Origin of the sequence: Niallia circulans NBRC 13626, from assembly GCF_001591585.1 — a bacterium.
Taxonomy (GTDB): domain Bacteria; phylum Bacillota; class Bacilli; order Bacillales; family Cytobacillaceae; genus Niallia; species Niallia circulans.
This window is the reverse complement of the sequence record NZ_BCVE01000025.1, coordinates 1-25695: the sequence shown is the minus strand read 5'-3', so window position 1 is coordinate 25695 and position 25695 is coordinate 1. Positions and strand designations below refer to the sequence as shown.

Below are 25695 nucleotides of genomic sequence, written 5' to 3'. Positions count from 1 at the left end.
ACATGCTCCGGCAGCAGCGATGTCCATTTAATCGAGCCTCGATTGCGTATTCATCATCTCCTTAATGGTTTCATCATATCAGAACAAACGTTCGTAAACAAGGAAGGGAACAAGAAAAATAAGAGGTAAAAGAAGGAAATGAAATATTAGAGAATAAAAATTTTACGTATCCAAAATAAGTAAAAAAACTTTCAACGTCTATAAAACAAGAATTGACAACAAGAAATTATCGTGCTAATATTTTGTTAATTCAAAATCGAATAAAAACTCTTATATAGAGAGGTGGAGGGACTGGCCCGTCGAAGCCTCAGCAACCATTCTTTTTAAAGAAAAGGTGCTAATTCCAGCAAAGCTATTATGCTTTGAAAGATAAGAGGGGGATAAGGATACAAGGTGAAACCTCTCTTTTTTTTAAAGGGAGGTTTTTTATTTTTGCACAGGACAATTGAATAGCGCAAATAGGTGCTGTGAATGAAGTATTCATAGCTTAAAAGGGAAGACCGGTTAGAATCCGGCACGGTCCCGCCACTGTAAGGAGGAGCAATTTCTCAATATCCACTGTCTTTTTTAGATGGGAAGGGGAGAAAGAGTGATGATTCTAAGTCAGGAGACCTGCCTATTTTGTAAGTAAGCTACTCTACGTGGATATAGAGGAGGGAGACCATGTGTTGGGATAAAGCGTATCTCAACTCTAGTTAGTGCTGGACTAAAATGAGAGAAAATCTCATAAGAGTCTGACTCCACTGTTTATCCAAGAAGCAAGAAAGTAGGAAGCTTCTGAAGAGAATGTGGATGTCAGACTCTTTTTTTACTAACTTTTGGCTGAGAAAAAATAAGAAATGGGGAAAAGAAATGTACAAAAGTTCTAATTTAGGCTATCCGAGAATTGGAGAAAAGCGAGAATGGAAAAAAGCATTGGAACGTTATTGGAAGGGAGAGTGTTCCGAAGAAGAGCTTTTACAAGAAACGAAAAACCTTCGATTGAAAAACTTACAAAAGCAAAAGCTTCAAGGAATTGACTTGATTCCAGTTGGTGATTTTAGTTTCTATGACCATGTATTAGATACGGCTGCAATGTTTGGGCAAGTGCCAGCTAGATTTGCTTATGATGGGGGCAGGGTCCCGTTACAAACTTATTTTCAGATAGCTCGCGGAAATCCGACTGCTGTAGCAGCAGCCATGAAAAAATGGTTTAACACAAATTATCACTATATCGTGCCAGAGCTTGGGGAGAGAACACCAACATTAACGGAGAATCGCCCGCTGTTTTTTTATCGGGAAGCAAAAGAAGCATTAGGAATCGAAGGGAAACCAGTATTATTAGGACCGCTGACCTTTGTGAAATTAGCAAAAGGCTATGAAGAAGATAAGCTTGCAGAAACAGTGGCATCCTATCTTCCTTTATATGCGCAGGTTTTAAAAGAGCTAGAAGCAGAAGGGGTACAATGGCTTCAAATTGATGAACCATATTTAGTAACAGATGTCACAGCAAGAGAATGGGAGATCACGCAGCAAATATATCAAACATTGCGAGAAGCGGCTCCAAACTTAAAAATAATTCTACAAACCTATTTTGATTCTGTAACAGATTATAAAACAATTGTTTCGTTGCCTGTTGCAGGAATCGGTTTAGATTTCGTTCATGATGATGGAGAGAATTTAGCATCTATCCAGCAATACGGATTTCCCCAAGATAAAATCCTAGCGGCAGGCATTATTGATGGTAGAAATGTATGGAGAGCTAATTTAGAGGAAAAATGGAATCTGCTTACAGAGATACAGAAAGCGGTCGGAAGTGATAAGTTAATTATTCAGCCGTCATCAAGCTTACTTCATGTACCGGTAACAGTGAAGGAAGAGCAAATTGCTCCCATTTTAAAAGAGGCACTTTCTTTTGCAGATGAAAAACTGCAAGAATTAAATGCATTAACAAAAGGAATTAGAAATGGAAAAGCAGTCATTCAAGCAGAAATCAATAAAAGCGTAGAAGCAATCGGTCAATTGAATGCCTCCTCAGCAAGAAATAATCAACACCTTCAAGAAGAATTAAAATGGCTTCCTGATAAAGTGGAAAGAAGTGAAAATGCAAAAATCAGACAGCAAGCACAACAAGAAGCTTTTAAACTCCCAATTCTTCCAACCACCACAATCGGAAGTTTTCCGCAGACAAAGGAAGTACGAAAAGAACGCTTGAGATGGCGAAAAGGAGAAATAACGAATGAGGAGTACGAGACTTTTATTCAAGCAGAAATAAAAAAATGGATGGAAATACAAGAAGACTTGGGATTAGATGTATTGGTACATGGAGAATTCGAACGAACCGATATGGTTGAATATTTTGGCGAAAAACTAGCTGGTTTTCAGTTTACAACATTTGGCTGGGTTCAATCCTATGGTTCCCGCTGTGTGAAGCCGCCTATTATATATGGAGATGTTGCTTATGTGAATCCAATGACGGTGAAAGAAACGGTTTATGCCCAAAGCCTGACGAATAAGCCTGTGAAAGGAATGCTGACAGGGCCCATTACGATTTTAAACTGGTCTTTTGTAAGAGATGATATTTCACGATCAGAAGTTGCCAAACAAATTGCCTTCAGCCTTAAGAATGAAGTAGAGGAGCTGGAGAAAAACGATATACGCATGATCCAAGTAGATGAACCGGCACTTCGTGAAGGGCTGCCATTGAAAAAAGAAAAGTGGCAGGGCTATTTAAATACTGCCGTCTATTCTTTTAAACTTGCTACCACTTTTGTGGAAAAGGAAACACAAATTCATACCCATATGTGTTATTCGAATTTTGAAGACATTATCGATGCTATTGATGCCCTCGATGTGGATGTCATTTCTATTGAAACTTCGAGAAGTCACGGTGAATTTATTCAAACATTTGCAAATAAAACATATGAGAAAGGAATTGGCCTTGGTGTATATGATATACATAGTCCTAGAGTGCCAACAAAAGAAGAAATAACGCAAACAATCGGAAACTCCTTAGGTGTTTTGGATCCACAATTATTCTGGATTAATCCTGATTGCGGCTTGAAGACTAGAAATGAAGAAGAAACGATTCGTGCACTTGAAGTAATGGTAGAGGCAGCGAAAGAAACCAGAGAAAAGCTATTTGTGCAAAAACAGTAATTGATCGTAAAAACTTGTAACCTTGGTTGCAAGTTTTTTTGCATTCCCATTAAAAATGTCCAAGGTTTGCCACAAAGTTTTTTTCAAAAAGCTGAATAAAATGGTCATTTCATGTATAATATTAGTGGCTTTAAGTAATGACAGATAGATAAGCGCCTAAATACAGTAACTAAAAGTTGAAGAAGTACCGTGTTTTTATCTATAATAAATAAGTTGAATGTATAAGCAGAAAGAGAGTGTTCATAATGGGTCGTAAATGGAACAATATTAAAGACAAAAAAGCTTCAAAAGATGCAAATACTAGTCGGATTTATGCAAAATTCGGACGTGAAATTTATGTAGCGGCTAAACAAGGGGAACCAGATCCAGAATCTAACCAAGCATTAAAAGTTGTACTAGAGCGTGCAAAAACATATAGTGTACCAAAACACATTATTGATCGTGCGATTGAAAAAGCAAAAGGCGGTTCCGAAGAAACATATGACGAGCTTCGCTATGAAGGCTTTGGCCCTAACGGTTCGATGGTAATCGTTGATGCTTTAACAAATAACGTAAACAGAACTGCTTCAGATGTTCGTGCGGCATTTGGCAAAAATGGCGGAAACATGGGAGTAAGTGGATCTGTTTCTTATATGTTTGATGCAACAGCTGTTATCGGTGTAGAAGGAAAAACAGAAGAAGAAGCATTAGAGCTACTAATGGAAGCAGATGTAGATGTCCGTGATATCATGGAAGAAGAAGATTCTGTTATTATATACGCAGAGCCAGATCAATTCCACGCTGTCCAAGAAGCATTTAAACAAGCTGGTGTAACAGAATTCACTGTAGCCGAGTTAACAATGCTTGCTCAAAACGATGTAACATTAGATCCAGAGGCACAGGCGCAATTTGAGAAAATGATTGATGCAATCGAAGATTTAGATGACGTGCAGCAAGTATACCACAATGTGGATTTAGGCGAGTAAGCTGGATAAGAATAAATGATAAAACCCCACTTATTGGATGGATGAGAGCCATCCAGAAAGTGGGGTTATTTGTTGTTAGAAGAAGTATATCCCCAGTCTATAAGTTGGGGGATTTTTAACTTATTCGGCAATCGCCAACCATTAGGTAGAATTTTTCCAATTCTCCCTTGAACCTCCAGTTACTTGAGGAGTTATAATGAAATTAAACTTTGAATAGGGGGAATTTTAATGGACAAAAATAACAAGTTTTCGATTGGGGAATTCTCAGAAAAGACAGGAGTATCAATTCCTACTTTACATTACTATGATGAGATTGGTATATTACGACCCGAAAAGAATCCATCATCCGGTCACCGAATTTACAAATATCAGGATATTGTAACCTTACAGAAAATTCTTAGCCTAAAATTTCTAGGATATAGTCTAGATAATATCGCTAATTTGTTATATGAATCAAGTTTTACTACTGATTTGAATGAAAGTCTGTCTCTCCAATTGCAAGTGTTAGAAAAAGAACAAGAACAAATTGAACAATCCATAAAATCTATTAAAAGAGTAATTAAGCTAGTCAAGGAAGAAGGAGAAGTAGATAGTGCTGTTTTATTTAGCCTCATTCATAGCATGCGTACCGAATATATCCAAGAAGAGTGGATGGAGCGTCATATGTTAACAGATGTTGTTGAAGAGCTATCAAAGAAATCGGAAGAAGATAAAATCACTTTAGATAAAACATATATTCAGATGTCTAAAAAAGTAAAACGATTATATGGTAAACCAGTAGAGGATCCAGAAGTCCAAGAAATGATAAAGACCTATATAGAAGCATCCTTGGCATTTCTTGGGGAGGATTTGATGCAAAAGCTGGCTGATACTAATATGGAAGAACTTGATATTCAAGAAATTGAAAATATGACACCATCTCCTTTTACGGAAGAAGAACAACAATGGTTTAACCAAGCAATGGCATTTTATATGAAGCAAGAAGAACTAGAATAGGCAGATAACCCTTGAAGTTCAAAGAGATAAACCATTAAAAGGGCACGTTTGTAGGATTTAACAGGTCTTTCCTTAGTTAAAAGGGAAGCCTTTTTTTATGCTGGGATAAACAAATATTAGTAGAGGTAAAACTTACCTTGATTGAGGATCGTCTAATCATTGAAAGAGAGTAAATAAAGGTATGCAGCTTACAAAACATTGAAAAGTAATGGAGGGGAAAATGAAGAAAATAGGAAAAGTAGCTCTAAAGATAAGTTTCGTGTTTTATTTATTAGCACTAGTATATTTATTATTCTTAGGCACAAGAGCGATCTTCTGGTCAGATATATCATGGATAGAATATATAAAAAACTCATCCAATTTTGTTCCATTTAAAACGATAACTACCTATATTCTAGCAATGTTTGACGGAAGTATGAATATGTATATACCTATTGAAAATCTATTTGGTAATTTTATGATGTTTATGCCAATGGGTATATACTTACCTTATTTATTCAAGCATTTAAACAAGTTTAGCAGATTTACTATTTCGATGAGTTCCTTGCTAATAGTTATTGAAGTAGTTCAAGTAGTTACAAGATTAGGGAGTTTCGATATTGATGATTTTATCTTAAATATGTTAGGTGCATGGATAGGATATGGTGTTTGGAAAACAAAAGTTGTCCAATATTTACTTAAATGACTTATGTTGAAGAAGGAGTATAACGAGAGAACAAAGAATATAAAAGAGGAGAATTTGCAAGGGGATGATATACGATGGAAGGGATACTGGAATCATTTTTAGAAGTAGAAATTTCAGATCAAGAGTTTTATGACGGCATTATTGATTTTATTTATAATGGCAATATAAGATGTGGAGAATATGAATGCAATGAATTTGTCATTCGGAAAATGGATCTGTTAAATTTCATCGTTTATGTAGAGTATGTTATAGATGATAAGAGAGAAATTCACGGGTCTTTTTCTATCGCTAAAAATAAATTACTTCGAGCCATTAATGAATATGCCCGAAAGCAAGGATTTACCATAAGAAATTTCGAAGGTTATTCTAAACATAAAGGACATTGATCTAAAAAAGATTAATGTCTTTTTCGTTTGGATGTCTTATGGAAGAAAATAAGTTAGAAGCACAAGCATTGCGAAAAGGGAAGTTATTTGTGAAGTAAATTATTAGCTGGGATAAAGAAATTTGGTTATTTTAAAAAGAATAGTATTGTTTATGTTTTAGGACTTTTTTGGCAGAAGCAGGGTTTCTCACTCTGGTTAGAGAATACAAGTTAGTGGCTACGTAGTAGTGTGAAAAGGATATCTAAAATTATGGAAATTAAAAAATGATATTGGGAGAGAATCAATGTTAAATAATATATGGCAAGAAGATGATGATTACTATAGGCTAGCTCCATTAACAGATAAACTTATAAAAAAGGCCGAAGAACAATTAAATATTAAGCTGCCATTATCTTATCTTAATTTACTGCAGAAACAGAATGGTGGATCTATTAAATTCAAAGCCTTTCCTTCGAAAGTCCCTAATTCATGGGCAGAAGACCATATCGATGTAGACCATATTTTCGGAATAGCAGAAGAAGAGGGCATATTAAATAGTGAATACCTTATTAAAGAGTGGGGTTTGCCGGATAATATTGTCTTATTTAGTGGAGATGGGCACTCTTGGATTGCATTTGATTACAGGAACGTAAGAGAAGAACCACCAATTATCTTTGTTGATGTAGAAATGGAACAGATTATTAACCTGGCTCCTGATTTTTCCACATTCTTAAGTGAGTTATACTCTGTCGAAGCAGAAATGGAGAATGAAGAAGATGAAGAAACTTATCTTCAGCCAGAGACAATCAATTGGAACCTAAATAATGTTGAATCAGCCTTGTCAACTTACGACATACCGCAAGTGATGTTAGCTTTAGACTATCTCTGTATAAATATGAAAGGGAATGAAGGCTTTATTGAGCAGAAGTTAATAAATCTTCTACAGAGCTCAGTGCTTGAAATAAAGGAAATAGCAGCAAATTATGCTAATCATTTCAATAAAATGGGGATAATCTCTTCTGAAGGTATTGAGAATATGCTATCTATTATACGTGACGATAAGGAAATAGAATATTATGTGGAAATGTTCTTTAGTGATATTTGAAGTTTAATTCTATCTCAAGGGAATCTTAATGCTAATCGTTCTATTCATTAATTAATATTCCTAAGTTTTAGGACTCTTTGGTACTAAGTGCAGTATGCGCAAATAACAAGCAGTATAAAGCAAAATAGTCTAATGGAGAGAAAAAGATAGAGAGGGATATTGTGTAAAAAGAGGTGATTATATGGAAAAGGTATTTTCTCGTGTCCTTATAAAAGATGAGGACCATCATATGTTAGTAATTCAAGATAGAGCAAACAATTGGAATTTCCCAGGAGGCAAACAGGAATTAGGAGAGACACCTGTAGAGTGTGCAAAACGAGAAATACAAGAAGAAATCGGTCTTTATATTCATCAACTTACAGAGGTTTTCCAAGGAGATTTTTATTTCGGACATACTAAATGGAAGGGCTATTTCTATTTTGCAGAGTCTGTTAGCGGAATACCTTCGATGAATGAAATGGATAAAATAAAAGGAATCAGGTTTGTAAATAGTAAGGAAAAGATTAATTTTCCAATTGAGTTATCCGCAGCAATAGAAACAGTATTAACTAGTAATCTTGTCCACGATAAAATAACTAAATGGATTTAACATTTAGGTGCTTTCCTTTAAATAAAAGGGAAGCTTTTTTTACGTTGCAATGGGGCAGAAGAGTGAAATATTATTCAAAGCAGCGGAGAAATCAGCCAAACTAAAAATTTATCAGCCAAACTAGCAGGGGAATCAGCCAAAATAAAAAAATATCAGCCAAACCAGCGGGAAAATCAGCCAAAGTAAAAAGATATCAGCCAAACCAGCGGGAAAATCAGCCAAAGTAAAAAGATATCAGCCAAACTAGCGAGGAAATCAGCCAAAGTAAAAAGATATCAGCCAAACCAGCGGGAAAATCAGTCAAAGCAACAAAATATCAGCCAAACCACATACAAAGAAGAGGATATATTTTCCTTTTCGTCGAATATAAAAGCAAGCTATTCTATCGAAAAGGAGAAAAATAATGAATACAATCATCCACAGAGTGGGAACGATTTATCTGCCAGTTGAAAATCCAGAATTAGCCTCAAACTGGTATCAAGAAAAATTAGGAGCAAGAGAAAATTTCAGAAATGGAGATAAAGCTATTCTAGACTTTGCGAATCAAAGTTTCTTTCTTGTTAAAGCGGAAAAAGGAGAAAAAGCAGCCTTTCAAGATGATGCAGGAAATGAGCATTTCTTCCTGACATTTGAAGTTGATGGGATAGACCAATTAAAGAAACTTCATTCCTCCTTAAAAGAAAAAGGTGTTACGGTTGACGATATTGAGGATAGAGGACATCCAGGCAACAATTTTGTTTTTTACGATCTTGATGGAAATAAATTTGATGTGTGGAGTCAGTTAAGCCCGAGCTTTAAAGAAAAATACTTGATTAACCATGATGAAAGATAGATGATACATAACTTGAAAACTCCAGAGCATACTAATGGTTTGGAGGTGGCTATAATGGATGAAAAAGACTATCAAAAAATATACGATAATTACTTGCAGCAAGCAAGTGGCCAAGCTCAAAAAGAAGCGGCCGAAGAAATAGATCCTAATGTAGAACAAATTGTCGCTGTTCGTAAAAATGAGGATGATGATATTATTGCTTTTAAAACGAGCAGTGGTAGAGAATTAGATTATATTACTGCCATTGATGAAGCTAAAGCAGGGAAATTAGCGCATGTAGATGTTTTTCATAAATATGGCAGGGATATTATCCGTAGTGAACCAGATGGGATTAAAGAAAATAACTTAGATAATTTGCCTACTTTTTAAATAGGAAATAAAAGAGAATATGCAAGTGGATATTCTCTTTTAACATTTAAGGAGGAGAGAGTGTGATAAATATACATACATATATATTTAATTCACAAAGAGAAAAAATTGCTATTACAGAAGAGAAAGCAATAAGCATAGCAAATGACTATCAAGTGCGAAACAATGGTTATATAGACGGCTTCATCCATATCACATATTATAATCATAATATAACATCAGAGGAAAACAGCGATGATGTAGAATTAATGTGGATTGGTTTGCTGCGAATGACGTTAGAATACTTGGAAAATGGCAGCGGAGAAACGAGTTATTTTATGAACGATCAGACTTGGAAAATGGAAAGAATCAACACAAAGCCAGAAAATCAAATATTGTTCAGTATAAGAAACAAGCAGAAAAAATTCGCATTTGAAGAGCAATTGTTTCTAAAAGAATTACTAAAATGTGGGGAAGAATTCACGAAATTTATAAGTGAGTTATCTCACCAAATAGTATAACTGCTTTAGAACCAGTTATAATGAAAATAAAAAAACTAGTATACAAGTAACCTTTAGTTGTAACTATTGACTATAAATCTAATTTAAGGTAATATTTTCTAAAATAAATACGGAATAGTTGGCTAAGAAGAGAAGAGTAATTTTGATTTATTATTTAAAGAGAGCTCCAGCTGGTGAAAAGGAGTAATAAGAATCTTAATGAAAAAAGACTTGGAGCTTTCGCACGGATCAAAGAAACACTCTTTGTGATACTGCGACGGGATCTCCCGTTATAGAGATAGGGTATAACCAATTTTTTAATTGCCGTACCCGAAGAGGTTGATATGGCAACATATCAATAAACTGGGGTGGTACCACGAAGTTAATAATAACTCTCGTCCTCAAGATGAATAATCTTGGGGGTGGGAGTTTTTTTATTTTATATAGAATAAATAAAAAATCCAATAAAAGGACTGGAGGGCCATAGAATGAGCCAGGAACAAACAATACGGAGAATAGAAAAATTAGCGGCATTAAGATCAGAGGGAGTTTTCGTATATCCAGAAAGATATGAGACAAATTATGAACTTTATGAAGCAGCTTTACTGGAGGATGGCACAGAAGAAGTGCGAGTGGCAGGAAGAATCATGGGGATTCGCCAGTTTAGTAAATTTAGCTTCCTGACGATTTCAGATATTCAAGGAAGTCTGCAGCTGCTTTTGAAAAAAGAAGAGGTCGGAGAGCAGTCAGCCAATGTTTTCGCTAACTATTTTGATGTAGGAGATTTTATTGGTGTGGAAGGAAAAATGTATTCGACAAAAACAAAGGAAAAAACGCTGCGGATCGAAAAATATGTTTTACTAGGAAAGGCTCTGCATCCTCTGCCAGAAAAATGGCATGGATTAAACAATGTAGAGACCCGTTATCGACAACGTTATTTAGACCTGATGATGACAAAGGAAACAAAAGAACGAATGTTAACACGAACAAAGTTAGTGCGTGCAATTCGGAGATTTTTAGAAGAAAGAGGTTTCCTAGAAGTGGAGACACCTGTATTACAGCATACTTCTTCCGGGGCATTAGCTCGTCCATTTAGAACGTATCATAATGCATTGGATTCGGAATTAAATTTACGAATTGCACCAGAGACTTACTTAAAAAGATTAATAGTAGGAGGCTTTACTAAAATATTTGAGCTTGCAAAGTGCTTTCGAAATGAAGGAGTCAGTCCTCAGCATCTTCAAGAATTTACGATGGTAGAAGGCTATGCGGCTTATTGGAGCTATGAGGATACAATGGCACTCATGCGTGATTTACTTCTATATGTGCTGAATGAGGTTTTTCATACAACCGTTATTTCCATCCAAGGAAAAACCATTGATTTTTCTTTAGACTGGAAAGTCGTCTCCTTTAGGGATTTAATTCTAAAAGATACAGGCATTGATATTGATTTATTTCCCAATGTAGATGACTTGTATGAAGAAACAAAGCGGAGAAGTATCTATTTAGAACAAGACAATATCGAGACCTTAGGAAGAGGGAACTTTATCGATTTGTTATATAAAAAAATGTGCCGTCCGCAACTAATAGAGCCAACTTTTTTAATCAATCATCCTATTGATTTGTCACCTTTGGCAAGAGCAAATGATCATAATCCCGCAATTACGGATCGCTTTCAATTAGTAGTAAATGGAGCTGAAATTATCAATGCATATTCTGAATTAGTGGATCCTCTTGAGCAAAGAAGAAGATTAGAGGCACAGGCTGTTTTGAAAAGCGGCGGTGATTTAGAGGCAATGGAAATGGATGAAGACTACTTATTGGCAATGGAATATGGAATGCCGCCAATTTCTGGTTGGGGATTTGGGATTGAACGCCTTTTAATGATATTAACAGACAGTGAGACAATTAAAGATTGTGTACTGTTTCCATTAACGAAAAAAGTTTAATAGAATTTTACAAAAGAAAAGCAGCAAGCATCCCCTTTTAGTAAAAGAGAAAGTGAGACCAAAAAGTTTTGGTCTCCATTGCTTTAGATTAGGAAATTTAAAACGCTTATTTAATTGAAGTAGGAGAGGTCAGATGATAAAAAGAGAAAAATAATTGATTTCTAGATTGAAAAAAGAGATACCTAATAGGTGAGGAATTTTCCAAAAAACTGGATGTAATCAGACTGGTCTGTTAAAATCTAATGATAAAGAAGAATGAGAGAATGATAACAAATTTAGTGAAACAGCTCTAAAGGAAAAGAGGGACTAATTTGCAAGATCATATAAATGCTATAGCAGCAAGCATTCCAATACCCGCAAGTGGGAAAAGAGTTGTGGTTGGGATAGACGGGTTAAGCCGGTCTGGAAAAACAACCATCGTGAAAAAACTACAAGCAAGTCTCCATGAAAAAGGATTTTCTGTAACAGTTTTACACATAGATGATTATATTGTAGAAAAAAATCGGCGTTATCATACCGGCTATGAGGAATGGTATGAATACTATCATTTACAATGGGATGTCCATACGTTACGAGAATCACTTTTTAAGGAACTAAAAGAGACAACAGAATTACAGCTGCGTAAATATAATTCAGACGATGATACCCACCAAATAGAAACGATTTCCTTATCGCATACTGACTTAATCATAATAGAAGGAGTTTTCTTACAACGGAAAGAATGGAGAGAGTTTTTCGATTTTATCCTCTATTTAGATTGTTCAAAGGAAACTAGATTTGCACGAGAAAGCAAGGAAACGCAGCAGAATCTAAATAAATTTAAGCATAGATACTGGAAGGCAGAGGATTATTATGTAAACACAGAATATCCAAAAGAACGAGCAAATATGGTGTTTCAAGTTTAAAGGAAAAGTACCGATTACATAAATAAGGAGACAAGATCGGGCAAAAGATTTTTGCATAAGGGGGCGTGGGCTGATTACTAGGATAAGATCTAATATTGATCACTTCAACAGCCATTTTAAGATGACTTCCTTTTATATAGTAAACATGAAGTGAACGGGAAGTAGATTAGGTATTTATATACCATTTACTACAGTTCTGCTCTGTACTTGGAGAATAATGAATAAGGTAAAGTACAAAGAAGTGTGGAAAGGACGTGGCAGGATGATAGGTAATATGGAACAAAACGTTACACTTCTTCCGGTAAACAAGTATATGCTGGCCGATTTTAAGCAGGAATTACACAAAGCTTTCTTAAAAGGGTTAAAGGATAGTTTTCCAGAGCATGATAATCCAGCTGAAATAGCACCGGTTCCATCTGAAAAGGATGTTGAGCAAATGCTCGCAGAACCAGATGCAGCGATCTATCATCTCGTAATGAGCGGAGAAAATCTGGGTGGAGCAGTGTTAAAGATTGATGAAGACACACAGCATAATGAAGTTGTATTTTTATATATGAATGCGAATGCCCATGGTAAAGGAATCGGGACAAAAGCGTGGCAAGCAATAGAGGCAGCATACCCAGAAACAAAAGTTTGGGAGCTATATACACCCTATTTTGAAAAACGCAATATTCACTTTTATGTGAATAAATGTGGTTTTCATATTGTGGAATTTTTGCATAGAGGTAACCCTGGCCCAGACTTTGAAGTGGATGAAACGAAACCAGATACAGAATATGAATTTTTCCACTTTAAAAAAGTAATGAAGAAGTAAGAGCGTAATTTTATAAGGTAACTAAAAAAGTTGACTACTTGTTTAAGTTAACTTTCAGGTTGTATAAAAGCTGCGTTTTTATGCGGTGGAATGGATATATAATCGTTTGATATGTGCGCAATAAACAAAAAGAAGAAGGAAAAACTTGTATTTTAATGATATAATCATAGGGTTGTTTTCGATTAATCAAGAGAGGAGATAGTATGAATAGTATACGTTTTTATAGTTTCTGGTTTGCTAAGACAAGCATAGCCTTAGCGGATGTCATTTACATTATGGTCATTACCACCTACATATATCAAAAAACGGAATCTGCATTAATGTCCTCATTGTTTCCTTTATTCAAGGCTTTGGCTAATTTAACTGCAGGTCTAACATCCCCATTAATTTATAGAAAGTTTGCTTTCACTAAATTAATGTTAAAGCTTCAGGGGTTGAAAGCATTATTACTTTCTTTTTTACTACTCGGTTTTATGCCGATAACGAATCATATTTATGTTTTGCTTCTATTTATTTTAGTTATATCTTTTATGGAAGGATGGGGAAACCCATTACTTAACTCTGTTACACCTAAAATTGTACCAAAGGAAAATCTTGTGAGAGCTAACAGTTCACTATCCATCACAACTCAATCTGTTCAAATAGCGGGTTACAGCTTTACAGGTTTTGCAGTAATAAATTGGGGACATAATTCTACTTTGGCGTTTAATGTAGTATTGCTTTGGCTTTCTGTATTGGCTTTATATATTACATCAAAACATTTCGTTTCTAATATGGAAGTTCCTGTCGAAAATAAATCCAAGTGGGCGCTGATGAATGAAGGATGGAAGATTTTATGGCATAATCAGACGCTTAGAATGGTTACTTTAATGGATGTTATTGAGGGAATGGCAGGTTCCATTTGGGTTGGGGCAATAACATTGGTGTATGTAAAAGAAGCCCTAAACCAAGGAGAGCAATGGTGGGGTTTTATTAATGCAAGCTATTATGTTGGTGCTATTTTAGGGGGGATAATCACCATATTCATAGCTAAAATAATTCAGAAGCACTTGATACTTAGTATGGCAGTTGGTTCGTTAGTATTTAGTATTTTTACTTTAATTTATGGGCTGACCAGTAGTCCTATATTGGCTCTTCTGCTTTGTATTGCAATGGGTCCAGCCTACCAAATAAGAGATGTGGCTCAACAAACTGCATTTCAAATAAATATTCAAACCATAGACTTACCCAAGGTATTTGCATCACAGAGTATTCTATTATCAACTGTTACAGGTTTATCCATTTTTCTAATAGGTTTCATTGCTGACTTTGTTGGAATAAGAGCCGTTTATATATTTGCCTCCATCCTAATCTTTATTTCTGCTTTATTATCTTTTACCTTGGTTAAAGTAAACAAAAAGAAATTTTCTACTGTAGATGCTAGGTAATATTAAAGGGGACAATTTCTGACTTGGAATAGTGCCTATTTCAGTACTAAAATTAATCAAATAGCATCTTTTGTTGAATCGAAAAGCAAATACTAGTGAAACTTCTAATTAGAAAAAAATAATGTAATATCTCTCCAAATCTTTTATTGAATTTAATACTACATAATCTAAGTATTTACTGTAATAATATTAAAATTGTAATATACTATTTTAAACAGGTTAACATTGTTAATTCTGTATAAGTTGAAAATTTCTAGAATGAATAATAAGAAAACATCATGAGGAGTCTTAACATGAAAAAGAAAATGAACTATTTAATCTTACTTTTAACTGCTATCTTTATAGTTGGTTGTTCCAACGTAGAAGATGTATCGAATACAGATGGGAAAGCTGATTCACAAGAAGTAACTACCAAAAATAGTGAAACAGAAAAAACATCGACTGAAAAACAAGTAGTAGAGGAAGCAGCAGCCCAATCAAAAAATGAACTGTTCAAAGGATACAAACTTATTGAAGTGGATGGCGGTGATTTATCTGGTCATCGTGAACCGAATGTTGTTGTTGATATTGGATACGGGGATCGTGAATATTGGGCATTTACGAATAAGCATGGGCAGCTAGTCCGTGTCATTGCTGAAGAAATCATTCTACAAGATGACAATAAGGAACCAGTAACATCGTCTGGCAGATACTACTCTGATGAAGCAAAGGTTCCTGGTGTCGAGAGAGCAGATTTAGATGAAGGACATATCATTGCAGATTCACTTGGGGGAGTGTCGAATGCTTATAATATTACCCCACAAGATAGTACGCTTAACCGCCATGGTGATCAAGCTTATATGGAAGACGCAATCCGTAAGGCAGGTGGAGCCACGAACTTTGAAGCAATCATCACATATCCTAATACAGAAACGCAGATTCCTTCTAGATATCAGTATACCTATACAATAAAAGGAAATGTCATTAAGGATGAATTCGACAATGTGAACCCTGATGAAGTAAATAAATCACTTGGATTAACTGGCAGTAAGTCTTCTGAATCAGCTAGTTCGAAGAAGAAAGAGGATATTTCTACTGTGGATACAAACGGTGATGGTCAAGTAACAATTAAAGAAGCAAAAGCAGCAGGATATAGCATGCCAATAACAAGTGATCATTGGTTGTACAAATATATGCGCGATAATGATAACGACGGTATGGTAGGGGAGTAAGCCGCTAGAATTTCAATCCATGACCATAAATAACAGATAAAAAGTCCAAAGAATATATTAAAGAAATGCAGCTGATATTATTAGTTGCATTTTTTTATCCTTTTAAACATCTCTAACGTCACCTGATTTGATTTATGGACAGCATGAAATGAAAGTTGCTACTCATTCTTTTTGATTCATCTTTTTGGTATATTCTAAATATCACTTTGTGAAGGTACTTAAACTATGGGGGGCTTTTCTTAAATAGAAGGGAAGTTTTTCTCTCATGTAGCTAAAGGTGCAGGGAGTTAAATAAGAAGATAAGGTATCATTGAGTTATATAAATCAATAAAGGAAGTGTACAAGTGTTTTATTTTTCAAAAAAGAAGAAAATACGAGGTTGGAAAAGGCATAAAAGAAAAATCGAAAGATGGAAGCAAAATGCAATGAATTTAGATATGGACTACTTAAGGAATTACCAAAGACAATACGAAAAATTATGGATTCACCCTTTTTATGGATTAGAACGAAGAACCCCTCCTAATTGGTATAATTGCCTTTTACTTGATGCAATGATCGAAGTTTACCTAAAGTGGCATCAAAAAATGAAAAAAGAAGATGAAGACTTTTATTTGAAACTCTGGCTTTATGACCCCCATTTTATTAATTCACAAATTGTCGTCGCATATAGAAATTGTCTTGATTTTTATGATGAAACCTTCAAAAGAAGGCAAGAAAATAAGAGATTTCCATTTGATAAATTTCATTCTTTGAGAGACAAGTTAGAACAATTTGAATGGGATTTGCATATAGAGAGTGATTATTACGATGAAAACGACTTAAATGAATGGTTAGAAGAAGGAGCTTTAACTGAAAAAGAAGTATCAAGAATAAAAGAAAAAGCCTATGATGCCGTAAGAATTAAAGATGAAGATGGGAGTTTCCTGCAATATAGTCTCGACAAAGGTGATGTTTGGATAGGGGCTTTAAGGAGATAAAGATAATACGCTAGTTCTTCAGCTAACTGTTGCATTGATCCAAGACGGATGAACGCACTTTTGTCTATTAAGTTATTAAAGGGGAAGCATTCCTGCAATAAGTGAAATCTTGCTATTGGTAAAGGTTTGTTAAATAACGGGAACTTTTTCTAAAACTAATCGTAGTAATACTAAGAATATAAAGGATTGTTATAATCAAAAAAAATAACCCAATTTAACTATGTTTTACAATTATAAAAAAAGATCCGGATAAGGTGTGTCATAAAATTTTGAGCTAAGGAGTGGTAAGGTTGATCGTCTTGAGAGATATTGGAAGGTTTCAGGAGCTGCCGGAAATTGCGATGCATATTTATGAAGGAAATATTCCAGCTTTAGAGGCGGAAATCGCAGCAGGCTGGGATATTGAGGAGGGTATCGTACTTAGTAAGCGTATTTCTCTTAGTCCGTTAGATCTGGCGCTCGTATTGCAGAAAATGGAGGTTCTAAAGCTGCTGGTAGAGCATGGCGTTAACCTGAATGTTCATCATAATCCAGCTTTTTTGAGAGCTGTACGTTATTGCGGGGAGGATATCGTCCGTTACATTGCAGCGCAAGGAGCCGATATGGACAAGCCTAATCAAATGGGGTCGGGTGCATATTCAGAAGCCTATTATGGCAACAAAAAAAACATTCCGCTTATTCATGAGCTGGGATTAGATATCAAGCTGCACGGCGGTGCCATCATGCGTGAAGCTGCATCGGACCATGACCTGAAGACACTCAAGTATTTGCTCAATCATGGAGTGGACATCAATTATAATCAACCGGATATGGTCTATCCTTATCAAGCGACTCCATTAACAGTGGCTGCTCGTATGGGGAATATGGGCATGGTTAAATTTTTAATTGAACATGGTGCAGATGTTACTAAAGCGGAAAAAGACGGCGATCGGCCATATACGATTGCGGTCAGCAATAAGGATACGGTTATGGCTAATTATTTGAAATCGTTGGAGCCGGCTGAATTTCATGATCCAGCGAACAAGAAAAATGAGCTTAAAAAATATAAATTACCTGATGAACTGGTCTGCTTCCTTACAGGAGATCAGCTACGCCTTGAGCTAGCGCAAAATGAATATGAAATCGAGTATATAGATTTTTTTACGTTGAACGATACAATTGAGATGAAAATCGGTGGACAAAAGCTGCTGCGTCTTTCAGCTGATATCGACAATTACTCTGACCTACAGTTGGTTTGGAACCCAAAGAATAATGGCCTGATAGGATGTTATGATGTAGAGCATCAGACGTATCTGGATTTATGCAGCTTTACAGAGTTCTTCGCGCAGCCTGAATTGTACCTAATAAAGTATCTTGATGGAGAATTGTAAAGATGAGGAGGAGAAGATCAGATCAGATGAAGATTTTAGCCAAGAGAACAGATATATTTTTTTCTGTTTTCTATAGATTGCAATTTAGATCTTCTGGAACTTCAATTGATCGATGAATTTTATCTAATTTTTAAAGATGGACGGATTACCGACTATTATGCCGCAAAGGGACAAGAAGTGTTACATAATCTCATCGAACCAGACGAAGGTTCACATTTTCTAAGTGAAATTGCCTTGGTCTCTAATAAATCTCCACTTGCACATGCAGATACTCTTTTTTACAATAGCTTGTTTGCTGAAAATACGGCCAGTCCTATTGGAATCGGAAATGCATCGCCCTCTAATATTCAAAATGGCCTTGGCCAATCTGAAGAAGAGTTGAAGGCAGAGGGGCTGAATACTTCACTTTTGTAAGTCAATGAGACCTTTGGTACCGAAGATATGAAAGTAGTGGGAATTAAAGAAGGTGGAACTAAAGTGCTGCTAATGAAGGATGGGAATATCTAAATCTAATCCAAACTGGGCAGCTTTCTTACTATGGAGATTATGGGTTCTGTTTGTGAAAGTATGTACTTAAACAAAAGGGTGCATTTCTTATATAAAGGGGGGCCTTTTTCATGTGGTGCTAAAGTGGCAGTAAACTGTAATATGTAAGATCTTTCTTATGGTAGAAAAGGTCAGTTTAGTAAAAGATAGGATTAAACCGACAAAATGGTGCACATAATGTCGGACGGATACATTCAACTCCTGTTATTCTATTGATGAAAGGGGGTCATTTATTGGATTTGCTTAAGAACATGAATAATGCAATGAGGTATATTGAGGATAACCTCACGAACGAAATAGACTTTAAAATAGTGGCAAGAATTGCTCATTGCTCTGAATATCATTTTAAAAGAATGTTTTCGTTTCTGGCAGGTATAACATTATCAGAATACATTCGCCGTAGACGACTGAGTTTGGCAGCATTTGAGCTTACAAATAGTATTTTAAAGATAATTGATATTGCGGTTAAATATGGATACAATTCTCCAGACTCTTTTACTAGAGCTTTTCAAAATTTACATGGTGTAACACCATCAGAAGCAAGAAACAACGGACAGCAATTAAAGGCCTTTCCACCAATGACCTTCCAATTATCAATTAGAGGAGGAAATGAAATGAATTACCGAATTGAACAAAAAAAGGCATTTAACATAGTTGGTATTATGAAAAGAGTTCCAATTATTTTTGAAGGGGAAAACCCAGAAATTACAGCAATGTGGAAATCTTTGGATATGGGAAAAATAGATCAATTAAAAAAACTCTCTAATGTTGAACCTAAAGGGATGATTCAAGCATCTACAAACTTTTCTGATGGACGTATGGAAGAAAAAGGAGAGCTTGATCAGTATATAGGAGTGGCAACAACAGAAGAATGTCCTGAAAACTTTTCAAAACTTGAAGTTCCTGCTTTAACCTGGGCGATATTTGAATCAACGGGATCTTTTCCTAGTACTTTACAGGAAACTTGGGGTAGGATTTTTTCTGAGTGGTTTCCATCTTCCAATTATCAAGTAACAGAAGGACCCGAGATCTTGTCGATTAAAACCCAAGATTTAACTTCACCATCTGTGAAAAGCGAAATTTGGATTCCAGTTTTAAGAAAATAATTTTAATTTTTAGATCAAAGAGCTGCTTATTGTCAGCTCTTTTTTCTTAAGAGATGGAATGATTGTGAATGTATTCACTTAAACTATAGGGTGAGATACTTCAACAAAGAGGTATCGCATTTCTTACTAAAGTAGGATAGTTGATCTAGAGTGAATATAATTATACATAATTTTTAGCCGAGGCTTTCTTTAAAGAAAGAGGGCCATATTCTGTGTTGCTATAGTGGAAATCGCTGTGGTTAATTTGATGAACCTATAAAATGGTAGGTAAATTTAATAATTCCATACATCCTCTAGTGGCTATTTTCATATTGAATTTACTGGAGTTTATGCAATATCTTAGCGATATTCTTGTGTCGCTATAGGGGCAGGGCAGGTTGGCGCAAATAGAATTCAAGTTTAGCATAATCGCCTTCAAAATATATGCTAAACTTGAATAAAAGTAAATCAAAGGACTGATTCAATTAATGGATATTAGAAAACCTAATGATTTTGAACTAAAAAAGGTATTATCTCTTTCACCACAAGCTGTTTTTGATGGTACTTTAGGACAAGTGGAACCTACGAAGGAAAAAATTGACCAGCTTGTTAAACCACTTTTGGAAAACGGAAGCTATTATTTAATAGCAACAAAAAACAACAAAATAATGGGCTGGATTCTTATAGGGACAAGTAAAGACCAATTTACTGATAGGGTAATTGGATTTATTTACGAACTATTTGTTATAGAAGAATTTAGAGGGAAAGGAATCTCCAAACTGTTAATGAGAGCAGGTATTGACCATCTAAAACAAGATGGATATTCAGAAATCCGTCTAAGTGCATTTGCAGAGAATCATGCAATTAAACTGTATGAGAAATTGGGATTTAACACCAGGACTATTACTATGAGTTTACAGTTATAAGAGACTAACTTATTTCATTTCCGGTTGTTAATCCAATAGGTATTATTGCTGCTTTTAGACTTGGTATTAACGGGGCAGGTTAACAAAATTTGCATTCTTGGTGTAGATGAAACAATAGAAGAACCCTGGTTTGAACAACACATAAACTAGGGGTTCTTTGGTATAGATATAAATTCTCATTTACATTCTTTATGCTTCCTTCTTAAAGGTTCGACAAATAATGATTGATACAAGTAGTTAATTATTGCTACTGCAATGCTTAAAAAGAAAAGTTGTTTTCGGCTCATTCTTACCATTTTATATACTCTAAGCTTCTCGGCTATTGAAGTTAATGGATATGCAAATAAATAGTCAGCAATGACATTAGAAAATAGATATAGCCAAAATCTTTTGTAAGTTAATTTAAAAATCCAAAAGTTTAGGATTGTAAAAGGTCCAAATACAAAAGAGACATCCGTTGCTAATTTGGGGAATATAGGTTTTCTTACTTTCCACCATTTTAAATTTCGGGATAGCTCACTTATTAATGCAATAACCAAGTCGCTAAAAATAATAGTGGGGAGAAAGCGAAGAAAGCTAAATTTACCAAGTTTTCTTATAGTTAACCAAGGCAATACCAATAATAAATACATTTTCCAGTTTCCTTTCATAAACAACCTCCGAAAATATACGATCTACATGATAATCACTGGTATTTTCACCTAAAATAACTTCATATATTCAATTTATTCATCCTATAGTAAAAATTACTGTCATTTGCTTGATTATGCTTGTTATTGAATATAGTCGCCAGCATGTCAATAACCAATCTTTTTTCATAATCGGGGTATGTTTATTGAATAATAATATGGAAAATGAATCTACAGCTGCTGACAAGGCAGCTTTATTTAGTTATTATTTTCTTTAATCGTGACTTCCTTCCTTTTATCCAATTGTTCTTCTCCCCAATAGCAAATTGCATCTAATACAGGAATCAGTGACAACCCCTTTTCTGATAAACTATATTCTACTTTTGGCGGTACTTGAGGATATTCCATTCGAATAATTAGTTGATCACTCTCAAGTTCCTTTAGTGTATTGGTTAATGTTTTAAAAGAAATATTGCCAAGCTTCCGTTTCAACTGATTATATCGTATAGGGTTATTGTTTAAATATAACGCATATAAAACTGTCATTTTGTATTTTCCGCCAATTAATGACAAAGTATATCCAAAACCAGTATCCTTCAAATTCCCTTCAAATAGATAAGATTCTTTTTTCATTTAGCACTCTCCTTTAGGTTAGTATCGTACTTTAATTACCGTACTTGTAAAAATATATAGCATACAATAAGATGAATGTACATCAAAATAATGAAAATAAGGGAGAAGGGTGAACTAGTAATGAAAACCATTGTCTATGCACATCCATGGGAAGGAAGCTATAATCATGCAATTTTAACTTCTATCACGAAACACTTAGAAGCTAAGAAAGAAACATTTCAAGTGATCGATCTATATAAAGATGGATTTAATCCCGTATTTACAGCAGAAGAATTGGCGCAATTTAATAGAGGAGAAACACCTTACGAATTAGTTAAGGACTATCAAAAAAAATTAAGTCAGACAACCGAGTTGATTTTTATATTTCCTGTCTGGTGGTGGGACTTACCTGCTATTCTAAAAGGATTTATTGATAAAGTGATGTTGAGTGGATTCGCTTTCCTAGAGGATAAAACAACAAGTACTCTCAAAGGGCTATTGACAAATATAGAAAAAACAACTGTGATTTCAACTTCTACAACGGATAAAGAATATATTGAATCTGAAGGAGGCAATGCTATTCAAGGAGTTTTCATTAATCGAACTTTAGCTGACCTGGGAATTAAAAATGAATACACTAAATGGATACATTTTTCTAGAGTCAACTTAACAACAGATGAGAAGAGAAAACAATTTTTAAGAGAAATAACTCAAGAAATTTAAAGTAGAATGAACGGAAAAGACGTTGTTTGTGAAGACATGTACTTAAACAAACGGGAGCGATACTTTTACAAAAAGGTATCGCCTTTCTTTCTAAAGAGGTAGTTTGGTTTAATAAGGAGTATCGTCAGTTTTACGGGACTTTTAACTTTTAGTATAAAATGTTCTCCCACGATTTTTGGATCGTTATCATTTTATTACGAAGTGTTGGATATATTTTGTAAAAATCATTATTATAAATTTAATCAATAGTATACTGAGAATCTTGTACAAAAAATATACATAGGAGTTTGGCGATGGAAAAGTGGGATTTGTATGATAAGCACCGTAATAAAATTGATAAACAAATAGCTCGTGGCGACGAAATGACTTCAGATGAGTTTCATTTAGTAGTACACGTATGTATATTTAACCCAAAAGGAGAGATGCTCATTCAGCAGCGTCAGCCCTTTAAGCAAGGATGGTCGAACCTTTGGGATATCACTTGTGGTGGTAGTGCGGTTGCAGGCGAAACAAGTCAGCAGGCTGCTTCAAGAGAGTTATTCGAGGAGCTGGGGATTCTTTATAACTTTGAACGGATACGCCCACGATTTACTATTAACTTTGAAAGAGGCTTTGATGATTATTATTTAATTGAATATGAATTAGATTTGAATGAATTGACATTACAGACTGAAGAGGTACAAGCAGTCAAATGGGCCTCTAAAGAAGAAATCTTAGAGCTAATCGAATTAAAAAAATTTATACCCTATTATGAGAGTATCATTGCTTTTCTTTTTGAGGGGCGACATCATTATGGCTCTGTTTGTCTTTAAATGAAACGTGTAAAGGATAAAAACATATAAAGATCTGGTGAGAACACAAAAAGATGATGTGAAGTATTGTCCTTAAAATAGTGCGTTAGTTTAAGAAAGCCCCTCTAATCAACTAACTTTGAGGGGCTCTTCATTTTTAGGAGGTTGACCAGTTCTTGGAGAAGACTCTTTATTCAAAGCCAACAATAATATCATTCCAATGATACAAGCTGTACCTACCCATTGAAATAAACCAAAGGCTTCTTTTAACCAAAAGACCGTTGTCAAAACAGCAGCTAGTGGCTCTATGCTTCCAAGAAGACTTGATTCTTTAGGTAGCAGACTTTGTAAACTTTCTATATAGAACCAAAATGCAATCATGGTACCAAATATGATAACGAAGACTAAATATAAATAAGCTTCTATCGTTAAGCTTTTAAGGTCCATTTGCCAGGGAGGATGGATAAAACTTAATGCAAAACCACCGATAATCATAGCCCATCCGACAATGACAAGTGAATGATATTGCTTCAGTAATGGAACTGCATAAAGAGTATAAAATGCTAATGCTATTCCTGATAAAACACCCCAAATGATTGAAAGTGCAGGTACAGATAATTGAGAGATTGAGCCGTTTGTTAATAAGAAAAAACAACCCAATAAGGCCAAAGAAACAGTCAACAAATCACTTCGTGTTAAAACCAATTGTTTGCGGAAAATTAAGTATACGATAATCATAACAGGCGCTAAATACTGTAATAGTGTTGCAACAGCAGCATTTCCATATTTAATGGAAGCCATATATGTGTATTGAACCGCAAGCATACCGAGTAACCCGAAGATAATTAAATGAATAGCTGTCCTTCGAGATTTCCAAACACCAAGTATTTGGGAACGATCTTTTCTGAAAAACTGAACTGCTAAGAGTAAAAATCCAGCTATAAGCAATCGGATTATTACCAACCAATCTAGATCGATTTGATACTGTTGAAAAAGCTTTTTTGCAACTGTACCACCGATCCCCCAAAATACTGCTCCCGTTATAACAAGAAATATGCCCTTTCGTCTATTCATCATAGATCCTCCACCCTTAAATATAAAAATAGTGTTATAATATTTAAATAATAAGTGGAAAACCTCTAAAATAATATCTGAATCGAATAAAAAAATATAAGTATATTGAGGTGATATATATGCAAATAAAAAAATTTATGGTTGATGAAAGTTTAAAAGAATTAACTGAACACCGTACAGTTGAGTTACCTATTGCTTGTTATGAAACTATCATTAACCAAAATATAAATGGATATGTACCACTTCATTGGCATGATGAATTTCAGTTTATCTTCATTGTAAAAGGAGAAGCAATTTTTCAAATAAATGAGGAGAATATTACAGTTCAAGAAAGTGAAGGGCTATTTATAAATAGTGGCTGCCTTCACATGGCAAAAGATAAGAATGAGTCGGGTTGTGTCTATATTTGTTTGAATGTTTCACCACACTTCATTTTATCTCAGGAACTTTATACAACCTATGTAAATCCCTATATTCAAGCAACTAATATACCTTATTTATTATTGGATCCAACGGAGCTTTGGGCGAAAAATATTTTAGCCTCTATCATGAAAATCAATCAGTTGATACAACAAAATCCACCATGCTATGAAATTGACATTACCGTACATCTTACTTTAATTTGGAAGAACCTAATAATAAATGGTATTCAATTAGAGTCCGAAGAGACGGAAATGTTAAAGAATAATCGAATGAAACAAATGCTAAATTGGATACACCTGCATTATGCTGAGAAAATCCTTTTAGACGATATTGCACGAGCTGGTCAATTAAGCCGTTCCGAATGCTGTCGATATTTTAAACGAATTTTAAAGAAAACACCTTTAAATTACGTAAACGATTATCGAATTCAAAAAAGTTTAATTTTATTACAACATCCAGATTCCAATGTTACAGATGTTACCTATCAAGTAGGGTTTAACAGTACAAGTTATTTCATCGATAAATTCCGAAAGTCTATGAACATGACACCATTAGCATACAAAAAATATAAGATTAGTTGTTCACTTGTGAAGTAGTACACTTAAACTATTTGGTGCGATACTTTTCCAAAAAGGTATTGATTTCTTTCTAAAGTAGGATGTTAGTTTGGTGGAAGAAGGAAATAAATACTTTATAGCGAAAGGTATTGT

General features: G+C 34.8%; 25 protein-coding genes, 1 pseudogene, 2 riboswitches and 1 other annotated feature. Of the genes and pseudogenes, 23 read left to right on the top strand and 3 right to left on the bottom strand.

Translation table 11 applies throughout. The annotated features are described in order from the left end of the window. The first annotated feature begins 267 nt into the window (after positions 1–267). A riboswitch (SAM riboswitch) is annotated at positions 268–376 on the top strand. A gap of 67 nt (positions 377–443) precedes the next feature. Next, positions 444–634: riboswitch (cobalamin riboswitch) on the top strand. Between the two features lie 218 nt (positions 635–852). The 20 genes and pseudogenes from metE (at position 853) to BCI01S_RS21075 (ending at position 20733) form a co-directional block, all read left to right on the top strand. Then, a complete protein-coding gene (metE, locus tag BCI01S_RS21170) occupies positions 853–3138 on the top strand; it encodes a 5-methyltetrahydropteroyltriglutamate--homocysteine S-methyltransferase (RefSeq protein WP_061801002.1) in 2286 nt (761 codons plus the stop codon). A 245-nt stretch (positions 3139–3383) separates the two neighbouring features. Continuing rightward, positions 3384–4103 carry a YebC/PmpR family DNA-binding transcriptional regulator gene (locus BCI01S_RS21165; protein ID WP_061800980.1) on the top strand — a complete coding sequence of 240 codons (720 nt, stop codon included), beginning with the start codon at positions 3384–3386 and terminating at the stop codon, positions 4101–4103. Between the two features lie 228 nt (positions 4104–4331). Further along, on the top strand, positions 4332–5099 hold the full coding sequence (locus BCI01S_RS21160) for a MerR family transcriptional regulator (protein ID WP_047940163.1): 768 nt from the start codon (positions 4332–4334) through the stop codon (positions 5097–5099). 220 nt (positions 5100–5319) lie between these two features. Next, positions 5320–5784 (top strand): VanZ family protein, encoded by a 465-nt coding sequence (locus tag BCI01S_RS21155; protein WP_047940164.1) that lies wholly within the window; start codon positions 5320–5322, stop codon positions 5782–5784. 74 nt (positions 5785–5858) lie between these two features. Then, the gene (locus tag BCI01S_RS21150; RefSeq protein ID WP_061800979.1) at positions 5859–6170 is read left to right on the top strand and encodes a hypothetical protein; all 312 of its coding nucleotides are present in this window, start codon (positions 5859–5861) and stop codon (positions 6168–6170) included. Between the two features lie 283 nt (positions 6171–6453). Then, positions 6454–6915 (top strand): annotated as a pseudogene (locus tag BCI01S_RS26385) (SMI1/KNR4 family protein); the annotation flags it as partial. Positions 6916–7435: 520 nt separating this feature from the next. After that, positions 7436–7843: an NUDIX hydrolase gene (locus BCI01S_RS21140; RefSeq protein ID WP_061800978.1), complete on the top strand. Its 408-nt coding sequence runs from the start codon at positions 7436–7438 to the stop codon at positions 7841–7843. Positions 7844–8246: 403 nt separating this feature from the next. Then, on the top strand, positions 8247–8675 hold the full coding sequence (locus tag BCI01S_RS21135; protein ID WP_061800977.1) for a VOC family protein: 429 nt from the start codon (positions 8247–8249) through the stop codon (positions 8673–8675). A 54-nt stretch (positions 8676–8729) separates the two neighbouring features. Then, positions 8730–9044 carry a DUF3892 domain-containing protein gene (locus BCI01S_RS21130; RefSeq protein WP_061800976.1) on the top strand — a complete coding sequence of 105 codons (315 nt, stop codon included), beginning with the start codon at positions 8730–8732 and terminating at the stop codon, positions 9042–9044. Between the two features lie 62 nt (positions 9045–9106). Further along, a complete protein-coding gene (locus BCI01S_RS21125; protein WP_061800975.1) occupies positions 9107–9544 on the top strand; it encodes a hypothetical protein in 438 nt (145 codons plus the stop codon). A gap of 115 nt (positions 9545–9659) precedes the next feature. Beyond that, positions 9660–9929: a binding site (T-box leader), on the top strand. An 82-nt stretch (positions 9930–10011) separates the two neighbouring features. Next, complete coding sequence (gene lysS, locus BCI01S_RS21120) at positions 10012–11472, top strand: lysine--tRNA ligase (RefSeq protein WP_061800974.1); 1461 nt, start codon at positions 10012–10014, stop codon at positions 11470–11472. Positions 11473–11783: 311 nt separating this feature from the next. Continuing rightward, a complete protein-coding gene (locus tag BCI01S_RS21115; RefSeq protein WP_082810114.1) occupies positions 11784–12377 on the top strand; it encodes a kinase in 594 nt (197 codons plus the stop codon). 274 nt (positions 12378–12651) lie between these two features. Next, positions 12652–13191, top strand: a complete 540-nt coding sequence (locus tag BCI01S_RS21110) for a GNAT family N-acetyltransferase (protein WP_061801000.1) — start codon at positions 12652–12654, stop codon at positions 13189–13191. A 203-nt stretch (positions 13192–13394) separates the two neighbouring features. After that, positions 13395–14618 carry an MFS transporter gene (locus BCI01S_RS21105; protein ID WP_061800973.1) on the top strand — a complete coding sequence of 408 codons (1224 nt, stop codon included), beginning with the start codon at positions 13395–13397 and terminating at the stop codon, positions 14616–14618. Between the two features lie 293 nt (positions 14619–14911). Continuing rightward, positions 14912–15829 (top strand): DNA/RNA non-specific endonuclease, encoded by a 918-nt coding sequence (locus tag BCI01S_RS21100; RefSeq protein ID WP_061800972.1) that lies wholly within the window; start codon positions 14912–14914, stop codon positions 15827–15829. Between the two features lie 425 nt (positions 15830–16254). Further along, positions 16255–16806 carry a hypothetical protein gene (locus BCI01S_RS21095; RefSeq protein WP_176473254.1) on the top strand — a complete coding sequence of 184 codons (552 nt, stop codon included), beginning with the start codon at positions 16255–16257 and terminating at the stop codon, positions 16804–16806. A 290-nt stretch (positions 16807–17096) separates the two neighbouring features. Continuing rightward, positions 17097–18176, top strand: coding sequence for an ankyrin repeat domain-containing protein (locus BCI01S_RS21090; RefSeq protein ID WP_061800971.1), 1080 nt, complete (start codon positions 17097–17099; stop codon positions 18174–18176). Positions 18177–18281: 105 nt separating this feature from the next. Continuing rightward, a complete protein-coding gene (locus BCI01S_RS21085) occupies positions 18282–18590 on the top strand; it encodes an aminopeptidase (protein WP_061800970.1) in 309 nt (102 codons plus the stop codon). Between the two features lie 365 nt (positions 18591–18955). Further along, a complete protein-coding gene (locus BCI01S_RS21080) occupies positions 18956–19828 on the top strand; it encodes an AraC family transcriptional regulator (protein WP_061800969.1) in 873 nt (290 codons plus the stop codon). Positions 19829–20295: 467 nt separating this feature from the next. After that, on the top strand, positions 20296–20733 hold the full coding sequence (locus tag BCI01S_RS21075; RefSeq protein ID WP_047940177.1) for a GNAT family N-acetyltransferase: 438 nt from the start codon (positions 20296–20298) through the stop codon (positions 20731–20733). 176 nt (positions 20734–20909) lie between these two features. Here BCI01S_RS21075 and BCI01S_RS21070 read toward each other — a convergent pair whose 3' ends face one another. Together BCI01S_RS21070 and BCI01S_RS21065 are read right to left on the bottom strand one after the other, a co-directional pair. Continuing rightward, entirely contained in the window at positions 20910–21383 is a 474-nt protein-coding gene (locus tag BCI01S_RS21070) for a hypothetical protein (RefSeq protein ID WP_061800968.1), read from the bottom strand. Between the two features lie 237 nt (positions 21384–21620). Then, the gene (locus BCI01S_RS21065; RefSeq protein WP_061800967.1) at positions 21621–21995 is read right to left on the bottom strand and encodes a winged helix-turn-helix transcriptional regulator; all 375 of its coding nucleotides are present in this window, start codon (positions 21993–21995) and stop codon (positions 21621–21623) included. Positions 21996–22115: 120 nt separating this feature from the next. Between BCI01S_RS21065 and BCI01S_RS21060 the strand changes: the two genes are divergently transcribed. Together BCI01S_RS21060 and BCI01S_RS21055 are read left to right on the top strand one after the other, a co-directional pair. Continuing rightward, positions 22116–22697, top strand: coding sequence for an NAD(P)H-dependent oxidoreductase (locus BCI01S_RS21060; RefSeq protein WP_061800966.1), 582 nt, complete (start codon positions 22116–22118; stop codon positions 22695–22697). 293 nt (positions 22698–22990) lie between these two features. Then, positions 22991–23509: an NUDIX hydrolase gene (locus BCI01S_RS21055; protein ID WP_047940181.1), complete on the top strand. Its 519-nt coding sequence runs from the start codon at positions 22991–22993 to the stop codon at positions 23507–23509. Positions 23510–23617: 108 nt separating this feature from the next. Here the strand turns inward: BCI01S_RS21055 and BCI01S_RS21050 are convergent, their stop codons facing one another. After that, positions 23618–24562, bottom strand: a complete 945-nt coding sequence (locus BCI01S_RS21050; protein ID WP_061800965.1) for an EamA family transporter — start codon at positions 24560–24562, stop codon at positions 23618–23620. A gap of 119 nt (positions 24563–24681) precedes the next feature. On the opposite strand from BCI01S_RS21050, the gene BCI01S_RS21045 reads away from it, so the two are divergent. Beyond that, a complete protein-coding gene (locus BCI01S_RS21045) occupies positions 24682–25581 on the top strand; it encodes an AraC family transcriptional regulator (protein WP_047940183.1) in 900 nt (299 codons plus the stop codon). Positions 25582–25695: the final 114 nt, after the last annotated feature.